The sequence below is a fragment of the Anaerotaenia torta genome (assembly GCF_050433395.1).
Lineage (GTDB): Bacteria > Bacillota > Clostridia > Lachnospirales > Lachnospiraceae > Mobilitalea > Mobilitalea torta.
This window is the reverse complement of record NZ_JBNPXH010000008.1, coordinates 157182-177902: the sequence shown is the minus strand read 5'-3', so window position 1 is coordinate 177902 and position 20721 is coordinate 157182. Positions and strand designations below refer to the sequence as shown.

Genomic DNA, 20721 nt, shown 5'->3' with positions numbered 1-20721 from the left:
GGTAATGCTTGCTGTTTATCTAATGAATTTTTCTTGCAGTCTATTTAAGAAAACCTCTGCCGCCTTGGGAAATACCTGATACTTTTTCCAGACAATATGCCATCGGGCTTCCAGCTTAGGCTTCAAAGGCCGGAAACAGAGCCCGCTGTCCTCCGAGGTGCTGATGATTTTATCAAGACATAATGCACAGCCGATATTATCCTTCACCAAAAGCGACGCATTATAGAGAAGCGTATAAGTAGCCACCAGATCCAGTTTTTCATAATCATCCTTCAGCCATTTTGAAAATGCATTGCTGGTCAGCCGCTGGCTTGAGCTGATCAGAGGAAGCCCCCATAAATCACTTGCCTCGATGGAAGCTTTCCCGGCCAGAGGATGATCCCTGCGCATGAGAAGTCCCCAGGTATCCGCAGCAGGCAAAGAAATTGCGTTATATTTTGAAATGTTGGAGGGCTCGGCCAAAACCCCAAAATCAATCAGGCCGTTATCCAGCCGTTCCGTTACATGATCCGCATTGCCGCTGAAAAAGTGAAAGTGTATATCGGGGTATTCCTCCCGGATTTCTTTGATTTCTTTGGACAACAGGCTGATTACATGGGTTTCCCCGCTGCCAATGTATATGTTCCCGCTGATGTTATCTCTTGGCGTCACAAGCTCTAATTCTGTTTTTTCTACCAAATCCAATATTTCTTCCGCCCGTTTACGAAGCAGCATTCCTTCTTCTGTCAATGTGATGGTCCGATTCCCGCTGCTGCGCAGAAATAGCTTTGTGCCCAAATCCGACTCCAATTCCATAAGCTGACGCGAAAGTGTCGGCTGTGTTACGTGAAGGATTTTCGCAGCGTTTGAGATGTTTTCCTCTCTGGCCACAGCCAGAAAATAACGCAGTACTCTTATATCTATGGGAATTTCCTCCTCTCTATTGCAGGTTCTATCGTAAATCCATCGTGGGTTCATGGTTCTATCGTATCACAAATAATTATACCTTTCAAGCATGATTAAATATTAAATATAAGTATTTTATATGTTTATGGCTATGAGCTATAATAGGAACACAAAGATGGAAAAGGAAATGAGATCCATAAGAAATAGATTGGCCGCCATAAGAAACGGTATAACAGATCAGATGGGTCTGTTCCTTTAATATAAATTTATTTTCAGCAAGAAGGTGACAATATGACGGAACATGACAAGAGTGAAAAAACATTTAGAAATCTGCTGGATGCCGGATGCAGCCGGGGCTTCGCAGAGGATTTCTTCGAGCTTGAAGACAAACAGAAGAAGCTGCGGCTGCTCTCATGCCACAGATGCTCCCTTCTGGATAAAATCCATGAACACCAAAAACAATTGGACTGTCTGGATTATTTGATTTATTCCATAAGAGATAACAAAGGATAAGTTGATTCATTTGCATAAAGGAGCAAATCACAGATTCAGATATAGCAGAATAGGAGGAAATTGATAGAATGAAGTCTATAAAGGAACAGGTTTTTACAGGTGAGCGTGCCCTTTTTCATGGGCGGGAGCTTGCAATCAATCATTCCATTTTTGAGGACGGTGAATCTCCCCTCAAGGAATCCCGGAATATTCGGGTGGATCAAAGTATTTTCAGATGGAAATATCCCTTTTGGTACAGCAAAAACGCCAATGTTCAGGACAGTATCCTGCTGGACGGCGCACGGGCCGGTATCTGGTACACCGATCAGGTCCGCATCAGCCATACCGCAATCGAGGCCCCCAAGACCTTTCGCCGTTCCGCCAACATCAGTCTGGACCATGTAGATATGCCAAATGCCAGCGAGACCTTTTGGATGTGCGACGGCATATCTCTCAGCGATGTAAGCGCAAAGGGTGACTATTTCGCCATGAATTCTTCCAATATCAAAGGAAAAAACCTCCGTCTTGCCGGAAACTACTCCTTTGACGGCTGTAAAAATATTGAGATTACCGGATCTAAGCTTCTGTCTAAGGACGCGTTCTGGAATTGCGAAAATGTGGTTGTTTCGGATTCCTTCCTCACCGGGGAATATATCGGGTGGAATTCCCGCAACTTAACATTCGTAAATTGCACCATTGAGAGCCTGCAGGGCTTCTGTTACATCGACGGATTGACTCTGGAAAATTGCCGTTTGCTGAAAACAAATCTGGCCTTTGAGTACTGCAAAAATATCTCGGCGGACGTCACTACCACCATTGACAGCATTAAAAACCCTATCAGCGGCGTTATCAACGCAGCAGGGATCGGTGAAATTATCTTTGATGATCCGCAGATTGACCCGGAGAATACCTGTATTACCTTAGGAGGTGTGAAAAATGCCGTTTGCTTTTGACAAAGTAACAGATCGCCGGGATTCCTTTTCCATGAAGTGGGATGTGGGAGAAAACGAGCTGCCCATGTGGGTGGCCGACATGGATTTTGAAACCGCACCTGCTGTGCTGGATGCCCTTCGGCGGAAGGTAGATAGAGGAATATTCGGTTATACTATCGTGCCGGAGGAATACCGTCAGGCGGTAAGCGGCTGGTGGGCCAGGCGGCATCAGTTTCCCATGGAACCGGACTGGATTCTCTTTGCAACCGGTGTGGTGCCCGCCATCTCGTCCATCGTCAGAAAGATGACCGATGTGGGTGAGAATGTGCTGATCCAGCCCCCGGTTTATAATATTTTCTATAACTCCATACGGAATAACGGGCGGAACCTGCTGGAAAACAAGCTGATTTACCGAGACGGCCAATACAGCATTGATTTTCATGACCTGGAGCGCAAGCTGGCCGACCCGCAGACTACACTGATGATTTTATGCAATCCCCATAACCCAATCGGCAAGGTATGGGACAGAGATACCCTCGCCAGAATCGGTGAGCTGTGTGCAAAGTACCGGGTGCTGGTGCTTTCTGATGAAATCCATTGTGATCTTACCGACCCCGGAACAGCATATACCCCATTCGCCTCCGTATCAGACCTGTGCGCCGGGAACAGCATCACCTGTACCGCTCCGACAAAGGCATTTAATCTGGCGGGATTACAGACTGCCAGCGTCGTTATTCCCGATCCCCATATTCGTCATAAGGTCAACCGGGGACTGAACACCGATGAAGTGGCGGAGCCAAACGCCTTTGCCATGGAAGCCGCTATTACCGCCTTTACTCAAGGGGATGCATGGCTGGATGAATTGCGAGGGTATATTAAGGAGAACAAGAATATCGCAGCAGAATACATTGGCCGGCATATCCCCCAGATACAGGTTATCCCGTCCGAAGCAACCTATCTCCTGTGGATGGACTGCTGCCAAATCACCTGTGACACAAGCCGGTTGTGCGAAATAATCCGGGATGAAACCGGACTGTATCTGTCATCCGGCTCGGCTTACGGACAGAATGGGCAATCCTTTCTCCGGATGAACCTGGGCACCCAGCAAAGCCGGGTGTTGGATGGCCTGGAAAAACTGAGACTAGGGATACAGCGGTATGAAGAGCTTGCCGCCAAGCATCCCTGCGGTATTGTAATTTAAAGCAGAAGGAGGTAAACAAAATGCAATATGTGAATTTAGGAAGATCCGGACTGAAAGTCAGCCGCCTCTGTCTTGGAACCATGAACTTTGGCTATGTGACAGACGAACAGGAAGCGTTCAAGATTATGGATGAAGCGGCCGCACAGGGAATCAATTTCTTTGACAGCGCCGATGTATACGGCGGACCGCAAAAACCGGATATGGAAAAGGGCTTTGGAATTTCTGAAGAAATTATCGGCCGCTGGATGGAAAAAAGCGGCAGGCACGATGATCTGGTAATTGCAACAAAATGTTATCAACCCATGGGATTGGGGCCAAATGACAGGCGCTTGTCTGCGTATCATATCAGAAAGGCATGTGAAGACAGCCTTCGCCGCTTGAAGACCGACCATATCGATTTGTATCAAATGCATCACATCGACCGCTTCACTCCATGGGAGGAAATCTGGCAGGCCATGGAGCTTTTGGTCCAACAGGGAAAAATTCTTTATGTCGGCAGCAGCAACTTTGCCGGATGGGATATTGCCACCGCACAAGGTGCTGCAAATTCCCGCCACTTCCTGGGCCTTATTTCGGAACAAAGCTTGTACAATCTGTCTGTTCGCAGCATTGAACTGGAAGTCATTCCTGCCTGCCGCTATTATGGCTTGGGAATACTCCCGTGGAGCCCGTTAGCCGGGGGCCTCTTGGGCGGAATGCTGAAGGGCGGGCTTGACACACGCCGCTCAGCCCTAAAAGATGCAGCTGAAAAAATCAGACCCCAGCTCGAAAAATATGAGGCTTTATGTGAAAGACTGGGAGAGTCTCCGGCAGCGGTTGCCCTTGCCTGGTTACTCCACAATCCTACTGTGACCGCCCCTATTATAGGACCTGAGACGGCAGACCAGTTGAAACAGGATCTTCATGCATTGGAGGTCCAGCTCTCTGATGAGACTCTCCGTGAACTTGATAACATCTGGCCCGGACCGGGGGGAGAAGCGCCGCAGGCTTATGCCTGGTAATTCTCCTGCAGCGCCGGAAGCTGCGTGCTTCTAAAACACAATATTTTTTTAATTGAAGAAAGGTGATAACTATGTATCATAATTTCCATTCCTATATCCCAACCCGCGTACAATTCGGAGCGGGCAAGCTTAACGAGCTTCATGCACAGGCCCTTCCAGGTAAAAAGGCTATGGTGCTCATTTCCAACGGTAAATCTACCAGGACCAACGGTTCCCTTGACCGTACGCTGGCCCAGTTAAAACAAGCCGGTATTGAAACCGCCGTCTTTGACAAAGTAGAAGCCAATCCTCTCAAATCCACCGTTATGGCGGGTGCAGCTTTTGCCAAAGAGAACGGCTGTGATTTCATTATCGCGCTGGGCGGCGGCAGTGTCATGGATGCCTCCAAAGCAATGGCGGCCCTGGCAACCAACGAGGGGGATGTATGGGACTATATCAGCGGAGGCACCGGTAAGGGCAAGCCGCTGACAGCTGACCCCCTGCCCATCATCGCCATTACCACCACGGCGGGCACCGGCTCCGAGGTGGATGCCTGGGGCGTCATCACCAACGATGAGACCAATGAAAAGATCGGCTTCGGCGGGGATGACCGGCTCTTTCCTGTTCTGGCAATCGTGGACCCGGAACTGATGACCACCGTGCCGCCTGAGTTTACCGCCTACCAGGGCTTTGATGCACTCTTCCATTCCACCGAAGTGTATATCAGCAGCTTCCGAAACCTCATGGGTGACTTATTTGCAAAGGAAGCCATTGAGAATGTGGGCAAATATCTGAGCCGTGCCGTCAAGGACGGTAATGATATGGATGCCCGCACCGGTATGGCCTACGCCAACACTCTCTCCGGCTGGGCGATGGTAGTCAGCGTAACCACGGCACAGCATTCCATGGAGCATGCCATGAGCGCCTTTCATCAGGAACTTCCCCATGGTGCAGGCTTGATCATGCTCTCCAAAGCATTCAGCGAATTCTTTATTGAAAAGCATGCCTGCGATGACCGTTTTGTGGAAATGGCCCGGTTGTTAGGAATGAAGGATGCCGATAAACCGGAGGATTTCATCACCGCCCTGCTGAAGCTGCAGGAGGACTGCGGTGTAGGCGGCCTAAAAATGAGCGATTACGGAATCACCCGTGAAGAGCTCCCCACGTTGGCCCATAATGCCCGGGAGACTATGGGCGGCCTGTTTGCAGCCAACCCTTGTGAAATGACCCATGAGGATTGTATCACTATTTTTGAACGGGCTTATCGATAAAATATTCTGATGGCACAACAATCCTGGTAGCACAAGGAGGATAGAAATGAAAAAACGAATTGCAACTCTGTTGCTTGTATTTCTTTTGATTGCCATGGCCGGTTGCGGCAAAGCGTCCGGCCCCACTATTCCATCGGAAGATGTTCCATCCGCAGGGCCGTCCTCAGTACCATCCGTTCCGGATACCGCGCCGGACAACACAGCGGTTCCGTCTTTGCCTCCCTCTGAGGAAGCCTCCTCCCCCGGCGAAGATACCGTGGAAGCTTCCGTTATTCAGATCAGTGATGGGAAACATGTCATTTCCTTTCAGCTGAATGATTCAACTGCGGCAAAGGAGCTTTACGATCAGCTTCCCCTGTCCCTTGCGGTTGAAGATTACAGTAACAATGAAAAGATTTTCTACCCTCCGAAAGCACTGGATATCAGCGATACACCAAAGGCCGGAGGTGAGATAGGAACCCTGGCATATTATGCGCCCTGGGCCGATGTTGTCATGTTCTTCGGGAGCTATAGCCCTAATGGCAGCTTGTACGAGCTGGGGCAGGCGGTATCCGGCAGCGATCAGATTTCGTTGCTAGAGGGAACGATTACAATCGAGGCAGTCCCATGACTCGTATATATGTAAAAGGAGATGTAAATGAAGGTTAAAAAAATCCCCATGGCAGTTATTTTGATACTTCTAGGTCTGCTGTTTTCCTCAACAGTCCACGCTGCCGACCGCTTCACCGATGTAAAGCCCGGTGCATGGTACTACAATCACGTCAAATCCGCTGTAGAAAGCGGATATATGAAGGGTGCGGAAGCAAACAAGTTTAAACCCAATGACCCCATGACAAGAGCTGAGTTTGTTCAGCTTTTGACCAGGCTTACGGACGGATATGATGCGGATCAATACAAAAAAAGTCCGATTTTTAAGGATGTCAAAAAAAAGTCAAAATATGCGCCCGCTATAAATTGGGAATAGTTTCAAACCCGGGTGCCTGACACCGAATCTTTATGTGTTGACTTTTGAGAAAAGAAATGATATCATAATCCCTTATAATACATATATGACCTATATGTATTACAAGGGATTATATGAATGAAATCGAAAAGGGGACACTTCTCTATGACAATCCAAACTAAATACGAACGGTTAAAACAATATTTGCGCGAACTTGGCAGCATCGCCATCGCCTTTTCCAGCGGAGTTGATTCAACCTTTCTGCTTAAAACAGCTCATGATATTTTAGGCGATCGTGTCATCGCCGTGACCGCCCGTTCCTGTTCCTTTCCCGAACGGGAGCTGAAGGAGGCGGCTGACTTCTGTACAAAAGAAGGGATACGCCACTTTATCTGCGATTCAGAGGAATTGGACATTGAGGGCTTCTCGCAGAATCCTCTCAACCGATGTTACTTATGCAAAAACGAATTGTTTGAAAAGATATGGGCAGTGGCGCATGAACAGGGCATCGACCATGTGGCAGAGGGTTCCAACATGGACGACAACGGAGATTACCGTCCGGGACTGATCGCCGTGCGGGAGCAAAGCGTTAAAAGCCCTCTGCGCCATGCGGAGCTGAACAAACAGGAAATACGGGAGCTTTCCCGAGAGATCGGATTGTCCACATGGAATAAGCAATCTTTCGCCTGCCTCTCGTCACGGTTTCCTTATGGAGAAAGCATCACCGCCGAACGGCTTTCCATGATTGACAAGGCGGAACAATTGCTTCTGGATTCCGGTTTCCGACAGGTGCGAGTGCGCTATCACAAAGATTTAGCCCGCATCGAAACGGATCCGGATGGATTTCGGTTATTAGAGGATGACATCTTGCGCAAAAAGATTTATACTGAATTCAAGCAAATCGGGTTTACCTATATTGCTTTAGATTTACTGGGATACCGCACAGGCAGTATGAATGAAAATATAGACAAAACTCAATAAGGAGATGCAGAACATGGCACATTTAAAAAGAGTCGCAGCGATACACGATATCTCGGGAGTAGGCAAATGCTCCCTCACAGTAGCTTTGCCCATCATTTCTGCCGCAGGGGTGGAGTGCTCGGCTATGCCTACAGCGGTTTTATCCACACATACCGGCGGCTTTGAAGGCTTTACCTTCCGTGATCTGACCGATGATATGCGGCCGATTGCAGAACACTGGAAAAAAGAGAACATTAAGTTTGATTCCTTCTACAGCGGCTATCTTGGTTCTCTTGACCAGATCGATATAGTGAGGGATATTTTCGAGATGTTCCGGACGCCGGAAACCCTGATTATGGTTGATCCGGTCATGGCGGATCACGGCAAGCTGTACAGCCTCTTTACCTTAGACCATGTGAAGGGCATGGCAAAGCTCTGCGGGCATGCCGACGTCATTATCCCGAACTGCACGGAAGCCGCCTTTATGTTAGGGCGGGAATACAAGGACGGCCCCATGACAAAGGAAGAGGTGAAGGATCTTCTCTGTGCATTGGCCGGACTGGGAGCGAAGCAGGTGGTGCTGACCGGTGTATATTTCGGGGACGATGATCTGGGTGCCGCTTGCTATGACGCGAAAACCGGACAGATTGATTACATTATGAGTAAACGAATCGAAGGCATGTATCACGGAACCGGAGATGTGTTCGGCTCCTTCCTCCTGGGCGCGCTGTTGCGCGGGCGAAGCTTGTCCGATGCGGCAAGAATCGCTGTTGATTACACTTGTGAGGCGATCCGGCTGACAGCGGCTGACGGCACAGGCCCTCGCATGGGAGTTCGGTTTGAATCCATACTTGCCGATTACGGGAAGCTGTTTGACTGATAAAACTTGCGTGCCTGACACCACAGCGCGCGAGATAAAACTCACGCGCTTAACACCGTGCTTCTGACTGGTGGAAATCAATCCACCGGTCAGTGTTTTAACGGGTGTCTGACACCGCTTCTCCCGCTTCTCGATGAGCTGTAATAATGGTGTAGCTGTGAGCATTTACCGTGATCTTACATCCGTCTATATCCACGTACCAGTTCTTTCCCCTTCTGTTAATAACAGCAGATGCTTCCTGTATTTTATCACGGCAAACCTTCACTACATCCTCCGTATTTAATCTGAGATTGCTTTTGATTCGCTCCGCGCCCAGCTTTGTTGTATGCAGCTTATCTAAATTTTGCAGTAAATCGCAGGCATTCCCGTCCCATCCAGTTCTCTGCCGCTGCCATTCCTCTTTTAAAACAGCATATTCATAGGTATCCTGCCATATTGGACTATCATTTTCATCTTTAAAAAACCATATATTCTTCTTAAGATATCCTTCCCTGCGCAGTCCTAAACGTTCAAGAAGCTTCCAGGATGCCGTATTGAGGGGATTGCACATTGCAACAACCCGGTGAGCGTCATGATTTTCAAATGAATCTTCGATTAAAGCTTTGGCGGCTTCCGTTGCATAGCCATTTCCCTGGTAGTTCTTATTAAATACATAGCCTAATTCCCATGTGCCGAACTCCTGCTTTGCCAAATAAACATTGCCGATTAATCTGCCCGTATCCTGCAAGCACACTGCCCAAAAGTCCGGTCTTTCTGAACGGCGGATTGCTTCCTGCCGGGACTGCTCTTCGGTAAACACTTCATACGGCTCGTATTTTACGACCTCTTCCTGGGATAAATATTCGAATAAATCCTGCCAGTCATCCGGTAAAAACCTTCTTATTAACAAACGTTTTGTTCTCATCGTATCCCTTTCTGTTATGTTCCTTATTTACCACCTAAATACGCTGGATTTCCCCCAACATATCCGCATCAATTTTTCGTGTCATGGTATAAGAGTAGTTCGTGAAATACTTATCCCAGAAGCCGCGTGCATTGGGATTTATCGTGCCATGCGTTACAAACAGACGCCGGATACCGTCTTTCTTTAATTCATCGTTGGCAAAGCGCAGAAGCTCAGCAGCCACACCGGCGCCCCGGTAATCCGGCTTAACAAACACATCCCCCATGCACAAGGCTTTTGAAGCATTACTAAACATGGCAATGTCCACCGGCTCTGAATCAATCATTCCGACCAGCTTATCCCCCTCAAACGCAGCAAACAGCCGCAGATCTTCCGAGAGAAAATCATCAAACCGGTCTTCCACGGGAAGAAAGTATCTGCAATGATAAAACACAGGGCTGACACGCAAATGGTTTACCAGATCCCGATATAATTCTATAATGTCTGATTTGTATTTTAAGAGTTCCTTCTTTGATACCTCACGGTAAGTAAAGCCGTGAGCAGATGAGGAAACCATCGGCATGTCAGTGTCTTTTACAACCTCTGTTACATCCATGGCAAAAGAAGTCATGATATACATCCACAAAACCTTGGCATCATGGGCATACACATTGACACGAATGCTCTGAGTATAATTTCTGCACAGCTCTGCGGCAGTGTCCTGAAACAATCTCCCTATAATAACCTCCCGGTTTTCGCATCCGCCGCACCCGTGCCTGACACCGTATCCGAACAACGGGGATGTGGCGCCGTAAACACCTTCCTTGACGGGAAAGGCCTTTTCAAAAGCTAAAAATCCGGTTATCCGTCCCTTTTCTATTGCTATTCTGCCGGTTCCCGTTTCAATGATTGTGTGCAGCTGACGGCGGATATAATCCATATCGGGACTGTCGGGTAAAGCATTGCAGGATTGCCGTTCCAGATGAAAGTTTTCCAAAGCGATTTCAACAATAGTATCCAGGTCATCCATACACAGCGGTCTGATTTGCAAGGGCATATATTTGATCCTCCTTAGTCCTTCGGAGGGCTACCCATAGCTGCCCTGCTTATTTTATCTGCGGCAATTATGACAGGACCCTCATATATTTTAATCATCTGATTATAACAAATAATGCCGGGAGTTGATATGCCGGATACTATTATAATCGTTTTATCATCATGATGATGCCGAAGCGTTCCACGGTGTGCTTCAATGCTTTGGGGTTCATTATAAAATCAAATCATTTTACGAACTCAATCCCTTCTGCCATTTTAATAATTTCACTGCGTTCAATCTCTCCCTGAACAGTAAAGATATGATTTTCCCTCTCTAAAACTATAGTTGCCACAGGATCTTTTACAATTAATATCCCTTCATAACCGTTGATTTCAATCGTCTCCGCAAGGGATGCATTTTCTGTATCGATCAAAACGTCCATGCTCGCTTCATATTGTGAATAAATAATGGCGGAGTCCCCTGTCTGATTTGTAAAGACAATCTTTTTTACCGCATTCGAATAGGATATACTATCCACACCATACCCTTTCGGAACGTAGGCTGGTACATAGGCATTGGTCCAATTTATGATCAGCTTGCCATCCGCATCCTCTGTACTATTGTCATTTAATTGGAATGAAGTATATTGGGGTTCCACGCTAATCAGAAAATTTAACACTTGTCTCCGAAACGCCCGTGCCGTAACCATCGTAGCTGAAAATGCAATTACCAAAAATAATATTACAACGGAGGCACGATGTAAATTCCTCGAAAGAAAAGGAAGCTTCTTGCCTTTCTTTTTTATTTCTGCATCTAAGAGTTTTGAAAATCTTTTTATATTTTCTGAGGAAGGCAAACCGGGCATCTCTCTTTTCCCTTGTTCATTTTCCAGCTTTATTATTTCTCCCTCGTCCTTTGCCGCTTCGCTCATGGCGATACGGAAAAGAGCATCCTCGTACATCTCATTTAGTTTACTTATACTATCATAACCCTGCATCCGTCCCCTGCTCCTTTTCCATGAGTTTTTTGGCGTTACGTCTGGCCCTGGTTAAATACTGGCGGACACTGTCCGAGGAAATCCCAAATATCCCTGCAATCTCACGGTCACTCATTGCAAGCATATATTTATAATAGAGCAGATCCTTTTGATTTTGCGGTAATTGGGAAATGGCATTGCACAACGCCTTTAACTCCTCCTGCTGAACTAATTTCTCATTCATCTCCGCATCAGAATAGGACAAGTCCTCCTTTGTATCCATAGCTTCACTATAGCACACATATTTATTTTCAACCTGCTTATGTTTTATGTAATTAATTGCCACACTTTTGATTGTATAGAAAATGTAGGCAGTAATTCTTCCCTCATCAAAGGTGCGAAGCAGGCTTGTTTTCTCTATCAATTTTATAAAAACCTCGTCAATTAAATCTTCTATGTCATTGTTGCTATGCGTTATTTTGTAAATATTTTTTCTCGCCATATTATAATAATTTTTATACAAACGAAGTATGAAGGTTCTGTCATCATCGTCCAGCCGAGTAAGATAAAAAGCCAGCAATCCATTCTCTCCTTTCTTTTGTATCGATTGTTTTATATGTCCATGTTCTTCCATAATCAGTCAAATTTTATGATCCAATTATAGCATAGAAAATGAATTATATATAGTAAATTAAAGAAAGGGATTTGCCAGAGTAACGTCCGGTAATCACAAGAATTTAGTTTGGCAAATAAGAACAAATAAAGATTATGAAATTCTTTGTTGCATAACTCTTCCATGATTGTCTTTATTAGTAAGGGTATAAAACGATACAAAAAAATCATCATCATGGAGGTTTTACTATTTATGAAACAGTATTTATGCTTTATTACCGGGAGCAATGGAACAATCTATAAAAAGAGATCCTTTGGGAACGTACTGCTGGTAGCAATGTGTGTCCTTTGGCTGGCCGGATGTTCAGATAAAACCACAACACAGACAGCCGGGAAAATAAGTCCCGCAATTCCTGACAGCGCAGCAGATGAAGACCAAAGAAATACTCCTAAATCAGATTCTGTCTCCGCACCGCAGGAGGACCCTTCTATTCTTTCACACAATAACGGAAAAATCTCTACAGAGGATGGTTTCATTGTATATGATGTTATCACAAGACAGCAGGAAGACCTCAAATATGTCATTGATCTGACCTTCTATGATGATGCTTCAAACGAACTGCTGCAACAGATTTCCTATCCCCTTCGGGACGATTTTAAGCTTGAGACGGTAGAAAATGAAGCTCGGGCCGTTAATATCAATCAAATTAACGGAAAGGCTCCTGTTCCCGCTCTTATCCTTGACCTGGGCAGCTACGAAGAGACAAAGCACGCTGCTTGTTATGTCTATAATTCCGGACAGAAGGAATTTGTCCTTGTGGAGTATTTTGACGATTTACCAGCCCCTGTCTATGATAACGGAGATATCTATGAGCATTGGAAAGGCGATGAGGTGTATACTTTAAAAAAACTCTGGCTGGATGGAAAGGAGTTGTATCTGACCGCTATGCTGGACATTGACTATTCCGGCCCCGCTCCCCTTTATACAGAAGCTTTTGCTTTGATGGGGACGGCAGAACTCCTCACTTTAAAAGAAAAAGTGCCCGAAGAAGAGGTTCATATCGATAAATGGGGTACACAATGGCATGTTGTACAGGATAATATAGCTCGGGCAGAGAACTCCCAAGACACAAGCTCTGATTCAAATTATAAGGACCAGGAAAACCCCTCCTGGGCAAAAGCCACTGAAAAATATGGCATCCTTTATGAACACTTGAATCTGGACGGTGTCGGCGAAGCAGATGATACTATTTTTACCAGTACCCTTCGATGGGGCTCTCAATGTGAAGTTACCAGGGTAAGTGTAAAGCTTGGCACAGGAGAGATTTTCTCGAAACTATACGAGGGTTATTACTTTCCTTCTATATTAACAGGTCCTTTACAATCGAACAGCAGGGATACCATTGTTCTCGAACTCTTATATCGTGGCAGCAACTATCTGGGTACGCAGGTCCATTTCTTAGAGGTTATACCGGCATATAAGGATGATTTACACGAAAGCTTATTTTTAACCGATGAATTCTCTTCTGAGCCGTCACCTGCGACAAAATCCACAGATCACCTGCTTACCTCCGGAGTCGAAATCGTGGATACAGAAGGAAGTAATCTAAAAGCGCTGCGCGTTCCGCTGTTAAATCCCAATGACAGAGGTAACAATCTACATGTAACGGTAAAATGGCTCAACAATGAGTGGGTCATGGGAAATCCGGAATAAACGCTGAGAAAGGGTGCTGTTCCATTCTTTGCCTGATTATGATTATCCCTGCCATTCTTATCATAAGCCGCCTTCAAAAAAACAATGAAAAAGTCTGAATCCAGTCCTTCCGTCCAAAAAATGATAGCTTTTCTTCCCATGTTATAGTATTGTAGTAATGTTAAAGTTCGATTATTTTTGACGGAGGTTTTCTAACATGAATAAATTTACGATGGATTGGGACCGGTTCGCCCGCATTTCCAGGCAGGCGGCCGCAGAAGGCGCAGTATTGCTGAAAAATGAGGGACAGGCTCTGCCCATTCGCAAGGGCGAAGCCGTGTCGGTCTTTGGCAGAATTCAACTTGATTATTATAAAAGCGGCACCGGCTCCGGCGGTCTGGTAAATACCCGATATGTGGCAGGTATTCTGGATGCCTTGAAATCACATCCGGGTATCACTCTGGATCAGGAGCTGCTGTCCGTATACGAAGCCTGGACGAAGGAGCATCCCTTCCAGACAGGAGCCGGCTGGGCCGGGGAACCCTGGTCCCAGGAGGAAATGCCCCTAAGCGACAGCCTGGTATCGGAAGCTGCCGCACGCTCCGACCTTGCGCTGGTAATCATCGGGCGCACCGCCGGGGAGGATCGGGATAATATGGCCGAAAAGGGAAGCTATCTTCTCAGCGATCCGGAAGAAGACATGCTTCAGAAGGTTTGCCGCTATTTTAAGCGGGTTGCAGTTGTCCTCAACACCGGTAATATTATCGATATGAAATGGATGAACGTCTATCAGCCCTCCGCTGTTCTTTATGTATGGCACGGCGGGCAGGAGGGCGGCAATGCCGTCGTTGATGTTCTGACCGGCGAAGTAACTCCCTGCGGCAAGCTTACGGATACCATTGCCTTTGATATCGCGGATTATCCCTCCAGCGCCAACTTCGGCAGCAAGACCCGCAATGTGTATACAGAAGATATTTATGTAGGCTACCGGTTTTTTGAAACCTTTGCCCGGGATAAAGTGATGTATCCCTTCGGCTTCGGCCTTTCCTACACCTCCTTCCAGCTGGAGACCACCGCATTCCATATACCGGACACCGCTGATCTTACCGGGAAATCCGTTGAAATATCAGTTAAGGTGCGAAACACCGGCAGCGTCAAAGGAAAGGAAGTGGTTCAGGTCTATGTCAGCGCCCCCCAGGGGAAGCTGGGAAAGCCTGCCCGCGAGCTGAAAGCCTTTGCCAAAACCTCAGAACTGATGCCCGGCGAAAGCGAGCTTCTGACTTTGACCGTTCCTGTGGAAAGTCTGGCTTCCTATGATGACAGCGGTATCACCGGCCGCAAATCCTGTTATGTCCTGGAGGCCGGCAGCTATGTATTCTATGCCGGATCGGACGTCAGAACAGCGGTACAGGCAGGCGCCCTGGCCGTGGACAGCCTTCTTGTGACAGAACAGCTGGAAGAAGCCCTGGCCCCGGTGAGAGCCTTCCGTAGATTCCGTGCAGTGGATCAGAATGGAGCCTTGACTCTTGGAGAGGAAGATACTCCCCTTCGTTCCGTCAATCTGCAGGCCCGAATCAGGGAACGCCGTCCCACGGAGCTTCCCTTCACGGGAGATATGGGCTACCGGCTCGGAGATGTATATGACGGGAAGGTTTCCATGGAAGACTTTCTGGCACAGCTTTCCGATGAAGATTTCATCCATATGACCAGGGGTGAGGGCATGTGTTCCCCCAAGGTAACTCCCGGCACTGCCGGCGCCTTCGGCGGGCTGACGGACCGTCTGCTTCATTACGGCATTCCCGTAGGCTGCTGTGCCGACGGCCCTTCCGGAATTCGTATGGACTGCGGCTCCTATGCCTTCAGTCTGCCAAACGGCACCTGTCTGGCCTCCTCCTTCAACACGGAGCTGGTGAAGGAGCTGTATGTCATAGAAGGTCTGGAATTAAGAAAGAACCGCATTGACACCTTACTCGGGCCGGGAGTGAATATTCACCGGAATCCCTTAAACGGCCGTAATTTTGAATATTTCTCCGAAGATCCCCTTCTGACGGGCAAGATGGGCGCAGCCTGTCTTCTTGGAATGCACGAATACGGGGTGACGGGAACCGCAAAGCATTTTGCCGCCAACAACCAGGAGCTGGGCAGACACACCAGCGACAGCGTTGTTTCGGAACGGGCGCTGCGTGAAATCTATCTGAAGGGCTTTGAAATCCTGGTGAAGGAAGGAAATGCCCGCTCCATCATGTCCGCCTACGGTTCTATCAATGGAATCTGGGCCGCAGGAAATTACGATCTGATGACTACGGTTTTAAGGCGGGAATGGGGCTATAAAGGAATTGTCATGACGGACTGGTGGGCCGCGATAAATGAGGACGGCGAGAAAGTCCCCTCCACCGCCAACACCCACTATATGGTACGGGCCCAGAACGACATCTACATGGTGGTGGTGGATTCCCAGTCCAATTCTTCCGGAGATCTGACAGAGGAGGGCTTGAGAAAAGGGATCATCAGCCGCGGTGAGCTGGCCCGGAATGCCGCCAATATCTGCAATGCATTGATGAATCTCCCCGTCATGGACCGTTCCCTGGGACGGATGAGCGAGGACGAGAAGGCCGCCTCAGAGAAAGCGCAGCAGGAAGATCATCTTGCCTTTGATCTGCCTTACCAGGTTATAGGAAAGAATTCCACCCTGGATTTATCCGGCCTGAAAACGGACAAGGGGACTTCCGCGCTGTTTGCCCTGTCCTTTGCGGAGCGGGGTCATTACGATATCACCTTGAAAATGAAATGCAATGCCGGTGAGCTGGCACAAATACCCGTGACCCTTTTCCTGAACAGAAACCTCCTTGCTACCATTACCATCAACGGAACCGGCGGCAAATGGGTGGAGGAGACACGGGATCTGGGAAGGATATTCCTGCAAAACGCCTATCTTCAGCTGTATTTTGCCCAGAGCGGAATGGAAATAGAGGAAATCCGAATTTCCATGAGAGCTCCTTTTGATGAAGAGGCTTTTCGCCTGAGTATGACGGTAGCGGAGGAAGAATAAAGTTATGTCCTATCAGGATTTGCATACGTTTATAAAGCAGCTGGAGGACCGGCAGGAATTGAAGAGAATTCCTGTTCCGGTATCCTCCGACTTAGAGATCACAGAGATTGCAGACCGGGTGTCCAAGGCCCACGGGCCTGCCCTGCTGTTTGAGAAGGTGGAGGGCTCCGCCTATCCCCTGCTGATCAACGCCATGGGAAGCTACCGCCGGATGAGCCTGGGCCTGGGGGTTGGTGAGCTGGATGAGCTGGGGAAGCTGATTGCGCAGTACCTGGAGCTGGGGAATTACCTGTCGGTGAAAAAGCTGTTTCGCAGCATTCCCCGTCTGCTGAGGCTTCTCCATGCCCTGCCTGCCCGGTCCCGGAGACGGGGCAGGTGCCAGGAGGTCATAGAGCGGGAGGTGGACCTGGATACCCTGCCGGTGTTAAAATGCTGGCCCGGGGATGCGGGTAAGTTCATGACTTTGCCCCTGGTCTTTACAAAGGCTCTTGATTCCAAACGGCAGAATGTGGGCATGTACCGTTTGCAGATTCTGGATAAAACCAGCACGGGCATGCACTGGCACAAGCACAAGGACGGCTCCGAGATTTTTCAGAGCTATAAGAAGAGCGGGCAGCGGATGCCTGTCTCTGTGGCTCTGGGCTGTGACCCGGCTGTCACCTATGCGGCAACCGCCCCCCTGCCCTCCATGCTGGATGAAATGATGCTGGCGGGCTGGCTCCGCCGCTCCAGGGTGAGGCTGGTAAAATGCATTACCAATGATATCTATGTCCCTGCCAATGCGGAATTTGTTCTGGAGGGGTATGTGGACCCGACGGAAGAGCTCGTTCTGGAGGGTCCCTTTGGCGACCATACCGGCTATTATTCTCTTGCGGATTACTATCCCCGCTTCCATGTCACCTGCATCACCCACCGGAGGAATGCAATCTATCCGGCTACGGTGGTAGGAAAGCCCCCTATGGAGGACTGCTATATGGCGAAGGCTACGGAGCGGATTTTCCTTCCCATGCTGCGGATGATGATCCCGGAGCTGGTGGATGTCAACCTGCCTCTGGAGGGAGTCTTTCATAATTGCGCTATTTTATCCATTAAAGCTGCTTATCCCGGCGCCGCCGGCAAGGTTATGAACAGTGTATGGGGAATGGGGCAGATGATGTACACAAAAATGATTATTGTTGTGGATCATTCTGTGGATGTGCAGGATCTGGCCCAGGTGCGGGATGCCGTTTTGGGGAATACGGATGTGAACCGGGATCTGATTATCTCAGAAGGCCCCCTGGATGCTTTGGATCATTCCTCGAATCAGGCCCTCTACGGCAACCGCCTCGGCATTGATGCAACTGGAAGGAATATTCGGCTGGCTGGCAGGGATGAGATGCCGAAGACTGGGGCACAGAACACATCAGAGAGCGGAGCAAATAATACACCCCAGGCTGGAACACAGAACACGTCAGAGGCCGGAACAAATGATACACTCCAGGCCGGAACACAAAACACATCAGTGATCGGAACAACGGATGCACTAGAAATCAGAGCAGAGAATATACAGGGGAATCAAGCAGGGAACAAGTCGTTCGACACCACGGATACACCGCAAATCAGATCATTGAACACTCCAGAGATTAAAACAGAGAATGTATCAGCCGGTGTATCAACCAATCCGTCAGATAACAGCTCCCAGCCCTCCCCCTCTTACCATATCCTAACCGTCCAAAAGAAATTTCCTGGGCAGGCCAGGAAAGCCCTGGCTGAATACATGGAACAGCACCGTGACAAATTCGTCATCGCAGTAGATGCCGACGTATCGCCAAAGGACCTATCCACCGTGATGTGGAAGGTATTTAACAATATTGATGCCAAACGGGATCTTGTCATCTATGATGGTAAGCTGGGCATCGACGCTACAAAGAAATGGAAAGAAGAAGGTCTGACCAGGCCCTGGCCGGATGACATTGAAATGTCACCGGAAATAAAGCAGTTGGTAGAGGAAAGGTGGATACATTATGGTTTTGAAGAAAATCCTGCAAAAAATTAAGGCTTACGGTAAGCTGGTGATGTTCTCCCATACCATATTCTCCCTCAGCTTCGCCCTGGTAGCCATGCTTCTTGCCGCAGGCGGCCTCCCTAAGCTGCAGACCCTGTTCTGGATTCTGGTATGCTTTCTCGGCGCCCGGACCGGGGCAAATGCCATCAACCGGGTCATCGACGCGGAAATCGATGCCAGGAATCCCAGAACCGCCGGCCGGCAGCTTCCCCAAGGAGAGATCAAGAAAAAAGAGGTGGTTCTCTTCACCTCCCTTTGCTTCCTAGTCATGCTGGTCGGAGCCTGGAAGCTAAATCTGGTCTGCTTTCTGCTGTCTCCTGCCGCACTGTTTTTACTGATTATTTACTCTTACTGCAAGCGGTTTACCTACCTCTGCCATCTGGTTCTGGGCGTCACCTGTGCCTGTGCCCCGGTGGGCGCCTGGCTTGCCGTCACCGGCAGGCTGAGCCTAATTCCTCTGTTTATGGGAGCAGCCAATACCCTGTGGGTTGCCGGTTTTGATATTATCTACGGCTCCCAGGATTATGAATTTGACAAAGCCAACGGACTTCATTCCATTCCTGTAAAATTCGGAATAAAGAACGCCCTGCGGATTTCCCTGCTCTTTCACGTGATCACGGTAATCTGTCTTGTGATAATCGGACTTCTGGCTCCGCAGCTGGGTATTATCTATTTCCTCGGACTGGCAGTCATCATTATTTTATTCCTTGTGGAATACCGGCTGGTATCCCCCGCCAATCTGACCAATGTCAACATCGCCTCCTACAGCGTCAACCAGCTGGTCAGCATCGTCCTGTTAATCAGCGGTGTGCTGGACGCCCTGTTTTTATAAAAATCAAACCATCAAAAGGAAGATATTATTATGAAAAAAACTTTATCCTTACTGCTTATTTTTTGCATGACATTGCTGTTTTTTACCGGATGTAAATCCGACAACTCTTCTAAAACTACCCCAGAGAATTCTTCCGGGGAAAGCACTGTAATCCGCATCGGTATGATGTCCTCCTACGATGTCATTCCCTATGTTATGATGAACGAGCAGAAGCTGGCCCAGAAGTATAATCTGGATTTGCAGCTGGAGGTCTTCACCTCCGCTAAGGATCGGGATGCCGCCCTGATGGCAGGAGAGCTGGACGGGGTATTGACGGATTATATCGGAGTATGCATTTACCAGAATGCCGGCTTTGATGTGAAAATCACCGGGATCACCGACGGCGACTATGTGCTGGCGGCCGGAAAGAATACCGGCATTACCTCCATCGCACAGATATCCGGGAAAAGCATCGCCATTTCCGAAAATACGCTGATTGACTATACGCTGGATCAAATTCTGGCAGAAAACTCCCTTGCCTCGGATGCCGTGGTGAAGGAATTTATTCCCCGCATCCCCGACCGGGTGGAATTGCTCCGCAATGATAAAATCGATCTCGGCCTTATGCCGGAGCCCTTTGCCTCCATCGTGCTGAATGACGGCGCCGTGTATCTGGGCAGCGCCAATGACATCGGCCTGTATCCTGCCGTTTCTGCCTTTACCGGCGCCTTCCTGGAGCAGAACTCCGAGGCGGTGAAGAAGCTGTATCAGGCGTACAATGAGGCGGTTGCTTACCTCAACCAGACCGATATTTCCAGCTATGAGGATGTTGTGATTCAAGCCGTAGGCTATCCCGCGGAGATGAAGGGGCAGATCACCATAGAACCCTTCCGGGAAAGCAAGCTTCCTCCCAGAGAGGATGTGGAGAAGGCTGTCGCATGGGCAAGCAATAAGGAGCTGTGCAGTCCGGACCTAACCTATGAGCAGATGACCTATGATGCATATTCCAAATAAACCGTTATACAAATTATTATTAATACTGTTACATGAAAACGGCGGGGAGGCTCTTTTAT

The 20721-nt window shown here is 48.3% G+C and carries 19 protein-coding genes; 14 read left to right on the top strand and 5 right to left on the bottom strand.

The genetic code is table 11. The annotated features are described in order from the left end of the window. Positions 1-15: 15 nt before the first annotated feature. Positions 16-957, bottom strand: coding sequence for a LysR family transcriptional regulator (locus HNQ56_RS14375; RefSeq protein WP_429147474.1), 942 nt, complete (start codon positions 955-957; stop codon positions 16-18). Positions 958-1176: 219 nt separating this feature from the next. Between HNQ56_RS14375 and HNQ56_RS14370 the strand changes: the two genes are divergently transcribed. The 9 genes from HNQ56_RS14370 (at position 1177) to HNQ56_RS14330 (ending at position 8544) form a co-directional block, all read left to right on the top strand. Next, positions 1177-1398 (top strand): hypothetical protein, encoded by a 222-nt coding sequence (locus HNQ56_RS14370; protein WP_429147471.1) that lies wholly within the window; start codon positions 1177-1179, stop codon positions 1396-1398. Between the two features lie 68 nt (positions 1399-1466). Beyond that, positions 1467-2330 carry a DUF3737 family protein gene (locus HNQ56_RS14365; RefSeq protein ID WP_429147469.1) on the top strand — a complete coding sequence of 288 codons (864 nt, stop codon included), beginning with the start codon at positions 1467-1469 and terminating at the stop codon, positions 2328-2330. Further along, positions 2314-3510, top strand: coding sequence for a MalY/PatB family protein (locus HNQ56_RS14360; protein WP_429147466.1), 1197 nt, complete (start codon positions 2314-2316; stop codon positions 3508-3510). The genes HNQ56_RS14365 and HNQ56_RS14360 overlap by 17 nt, the downstream gene beginning before the upstream one ends. 20 nt (positions 3511-3530) lie before the next feature. Then, on the top strand, positions 3531-4511 hold the full coding sequence (locus HNQ56_RS14355) for an aldo/keto reductase (protein WP_429147464.1): 981 nt from the start codon (positions 3531-3533) through the stop codon (positions 4509-4511). A 71-nt stretch (positions 4512-4582) separates the two neighbouring features. Then, positions 4583-5761: an iron-containing alcohol dehydrogenase gene (locus tag HNQ56_RS14350; RefSeq protein WP_429147461.1), complete on the top strand. Its 1179-nt coding sequence runs from the start codon at positions 4583-4585 to the stop codon at positions 5759-5761. A 46-nt stretch (positions 5762-5807) separates the two neighbouring features. Next, positions 5808-6371, top strand: a complete 564-nt coding sequence (locus tag HNQ56_RS14345; protein WP_429147458.1) for a cyclophilin-like fold protein — start codon at positions 5808-5810, stop codon at positions 6369-6371. A gap of 27 nt (positions 6372-6398) precedes the next feature. Next, positions 6399-6725 (top strand): S-layer homology domain-containing protein, encoded by a 327-nt coding sequence (locus HNQ56_RS14340; protein ID WP_429147455.1) that lies wholly within the window; start codon positions 6399-6401, stop codon positions 6723-6725. 144 nt (positions 6726-6869) lie between these two features. Next, complete coding sequence (gene larE, locus HNQ56_RS14335) at positions 6870-7685, top strand: ATP-dependent sacrificial sulfur transferase LarE (protein WP_429147453.1); 816 nt, start codon at positions 6870-6872, stop codon at positions 7683-7685. Positions 7686-7698: 13 nt separating this feature from the next. Further along, the gene (locus HNQ56_RS14330; RefSeq protein WP_429147450.1) at positions 7699-8544 is read left to right on the top strand and encodes a pyridoxamine kinase; all 846 of its coding nucleotides are present in this window, start codon (positions 7699-7701) and stop codon (positions 8542-8544) included. Positions 8545-8641: 97 nt separating this feature from the next. Here the strand turns inward: HNQ56_RS14330 and HNQ56_RS14325 are convergent, their stop codons facing one another. The 4 genes from HNQ56_RS14325 to HNQ56_RS14310 form a co-directional block, all read right to left on the bottom strand. Further along, positions 8642-9448, bottom strand: a complete 807-nt coding sequence (locus HNQ56_RS14325) for a GNAT family N-acetyltransferase (RefSeq protein ID WP_429147447.1) — start codon at positions 9446-9448, stop codon at positions 8642-8644. Positions 9449-9482: 34 nt separating this feature from the next. After that, positions 9483-10484, bottom strand: coding sequence for a GNAT family N-acetyltransferase (locus HNQ56_RS14320; RefSeq protein ID WP_429147445.1), 1002 nt, complete (start codon positions 10482-10484; stop codon positions 9483-9485). 223 nt (positions 10485-10707) lie between these two features. Continuing rightward, complete coding sequence (locus tag HNQ56_RS14315; RefSeq protein WP_429147442.1) at positions 10708-11460, bottom strand: DUF4367 domain-containing protein; 753 nt, start codon at positions 11458-11460, stop codon at positions 10708-10710. Next, complete coding sequence (locus HNQ56_RS14310) at positions 11447-12019, bottom strand: RNA polymerase sigma factor (protein ID WP_429147439.1); 573 nt, start codon at positions 12017-12019, stop codon at positions 11447-11449. Before HNQ56_RS14310 ends, HNQ56_RS14315 begins: the two co-directional genes overlap by 14 nt. A 285-nt stretch (positions 12020-12304) precedes the next feature. On the opposite strand from HNQ56_RS14310, the gene HNQ56_RS14305 reads away from it, so the two are divergent. The 5 genes from HNQ56_RS14305 (at position 12305) to HNQ56_RS14285 (ending at position 20662) form a co-directional block, all read left to right on the top strand. After that, positions 12305-13765, top strand: coding sequence for a hypothetical protein (locus HNQ56_RS14305; protein WP_429147436.1), 1461 nt, complete (start codon positions 12305-12307; stop codon positions 13763-13765). Between the two features lie 196 nt (positions 13766-13961). Then, positions 13962-16793, top strand: coding sequence for a glycoside hydrolase family 3 protein (locus tag HNQ56_RS14300; protein WP_429147433.1), 2832 nt, complete (start codon positions 13962-13964; stop codon positions 16791-16793). 4 nt (positions 16794-16797) lie between these two features. Next, positions 16798-18828, top strand: coding sequence for a menaquinone biosynthesis decarboxylase (locus tag HNQ56_RS14295; RefSeq protein ID WP_429147431.1), 2031 nt, complete (start codon positions 16798-16800; stop codon positions 18826-18828). Next, positions 18797-19669, top strand: coding sequence for a UbiA-like polyprenyltransferase (locus HNQ56_RS14290; protein WP_429147428.1), 873 nt, complete (start codon positions 18797-18799; stop codon positions 19667-19669). Before HNQ56_RS14295 ends, HNQ56_RS14290 begins: the two co-directional genes overlap by 32 nt. A gap of 30 nt (positions 19670-19699) precedes the next feature. After that, positions 19700-20662: an ABC transporter substrate-binding protein gene (locus HNQ56_RS14285; RefSeq protein WP_429147425.1), complete on the top strand. Its 963-nt coding sequence runs from the start codon at positions 19700-19702 to the stop codon at positions 20660-20662. Positions 20663-20721 lie beyond the last annotated feature (59 nt).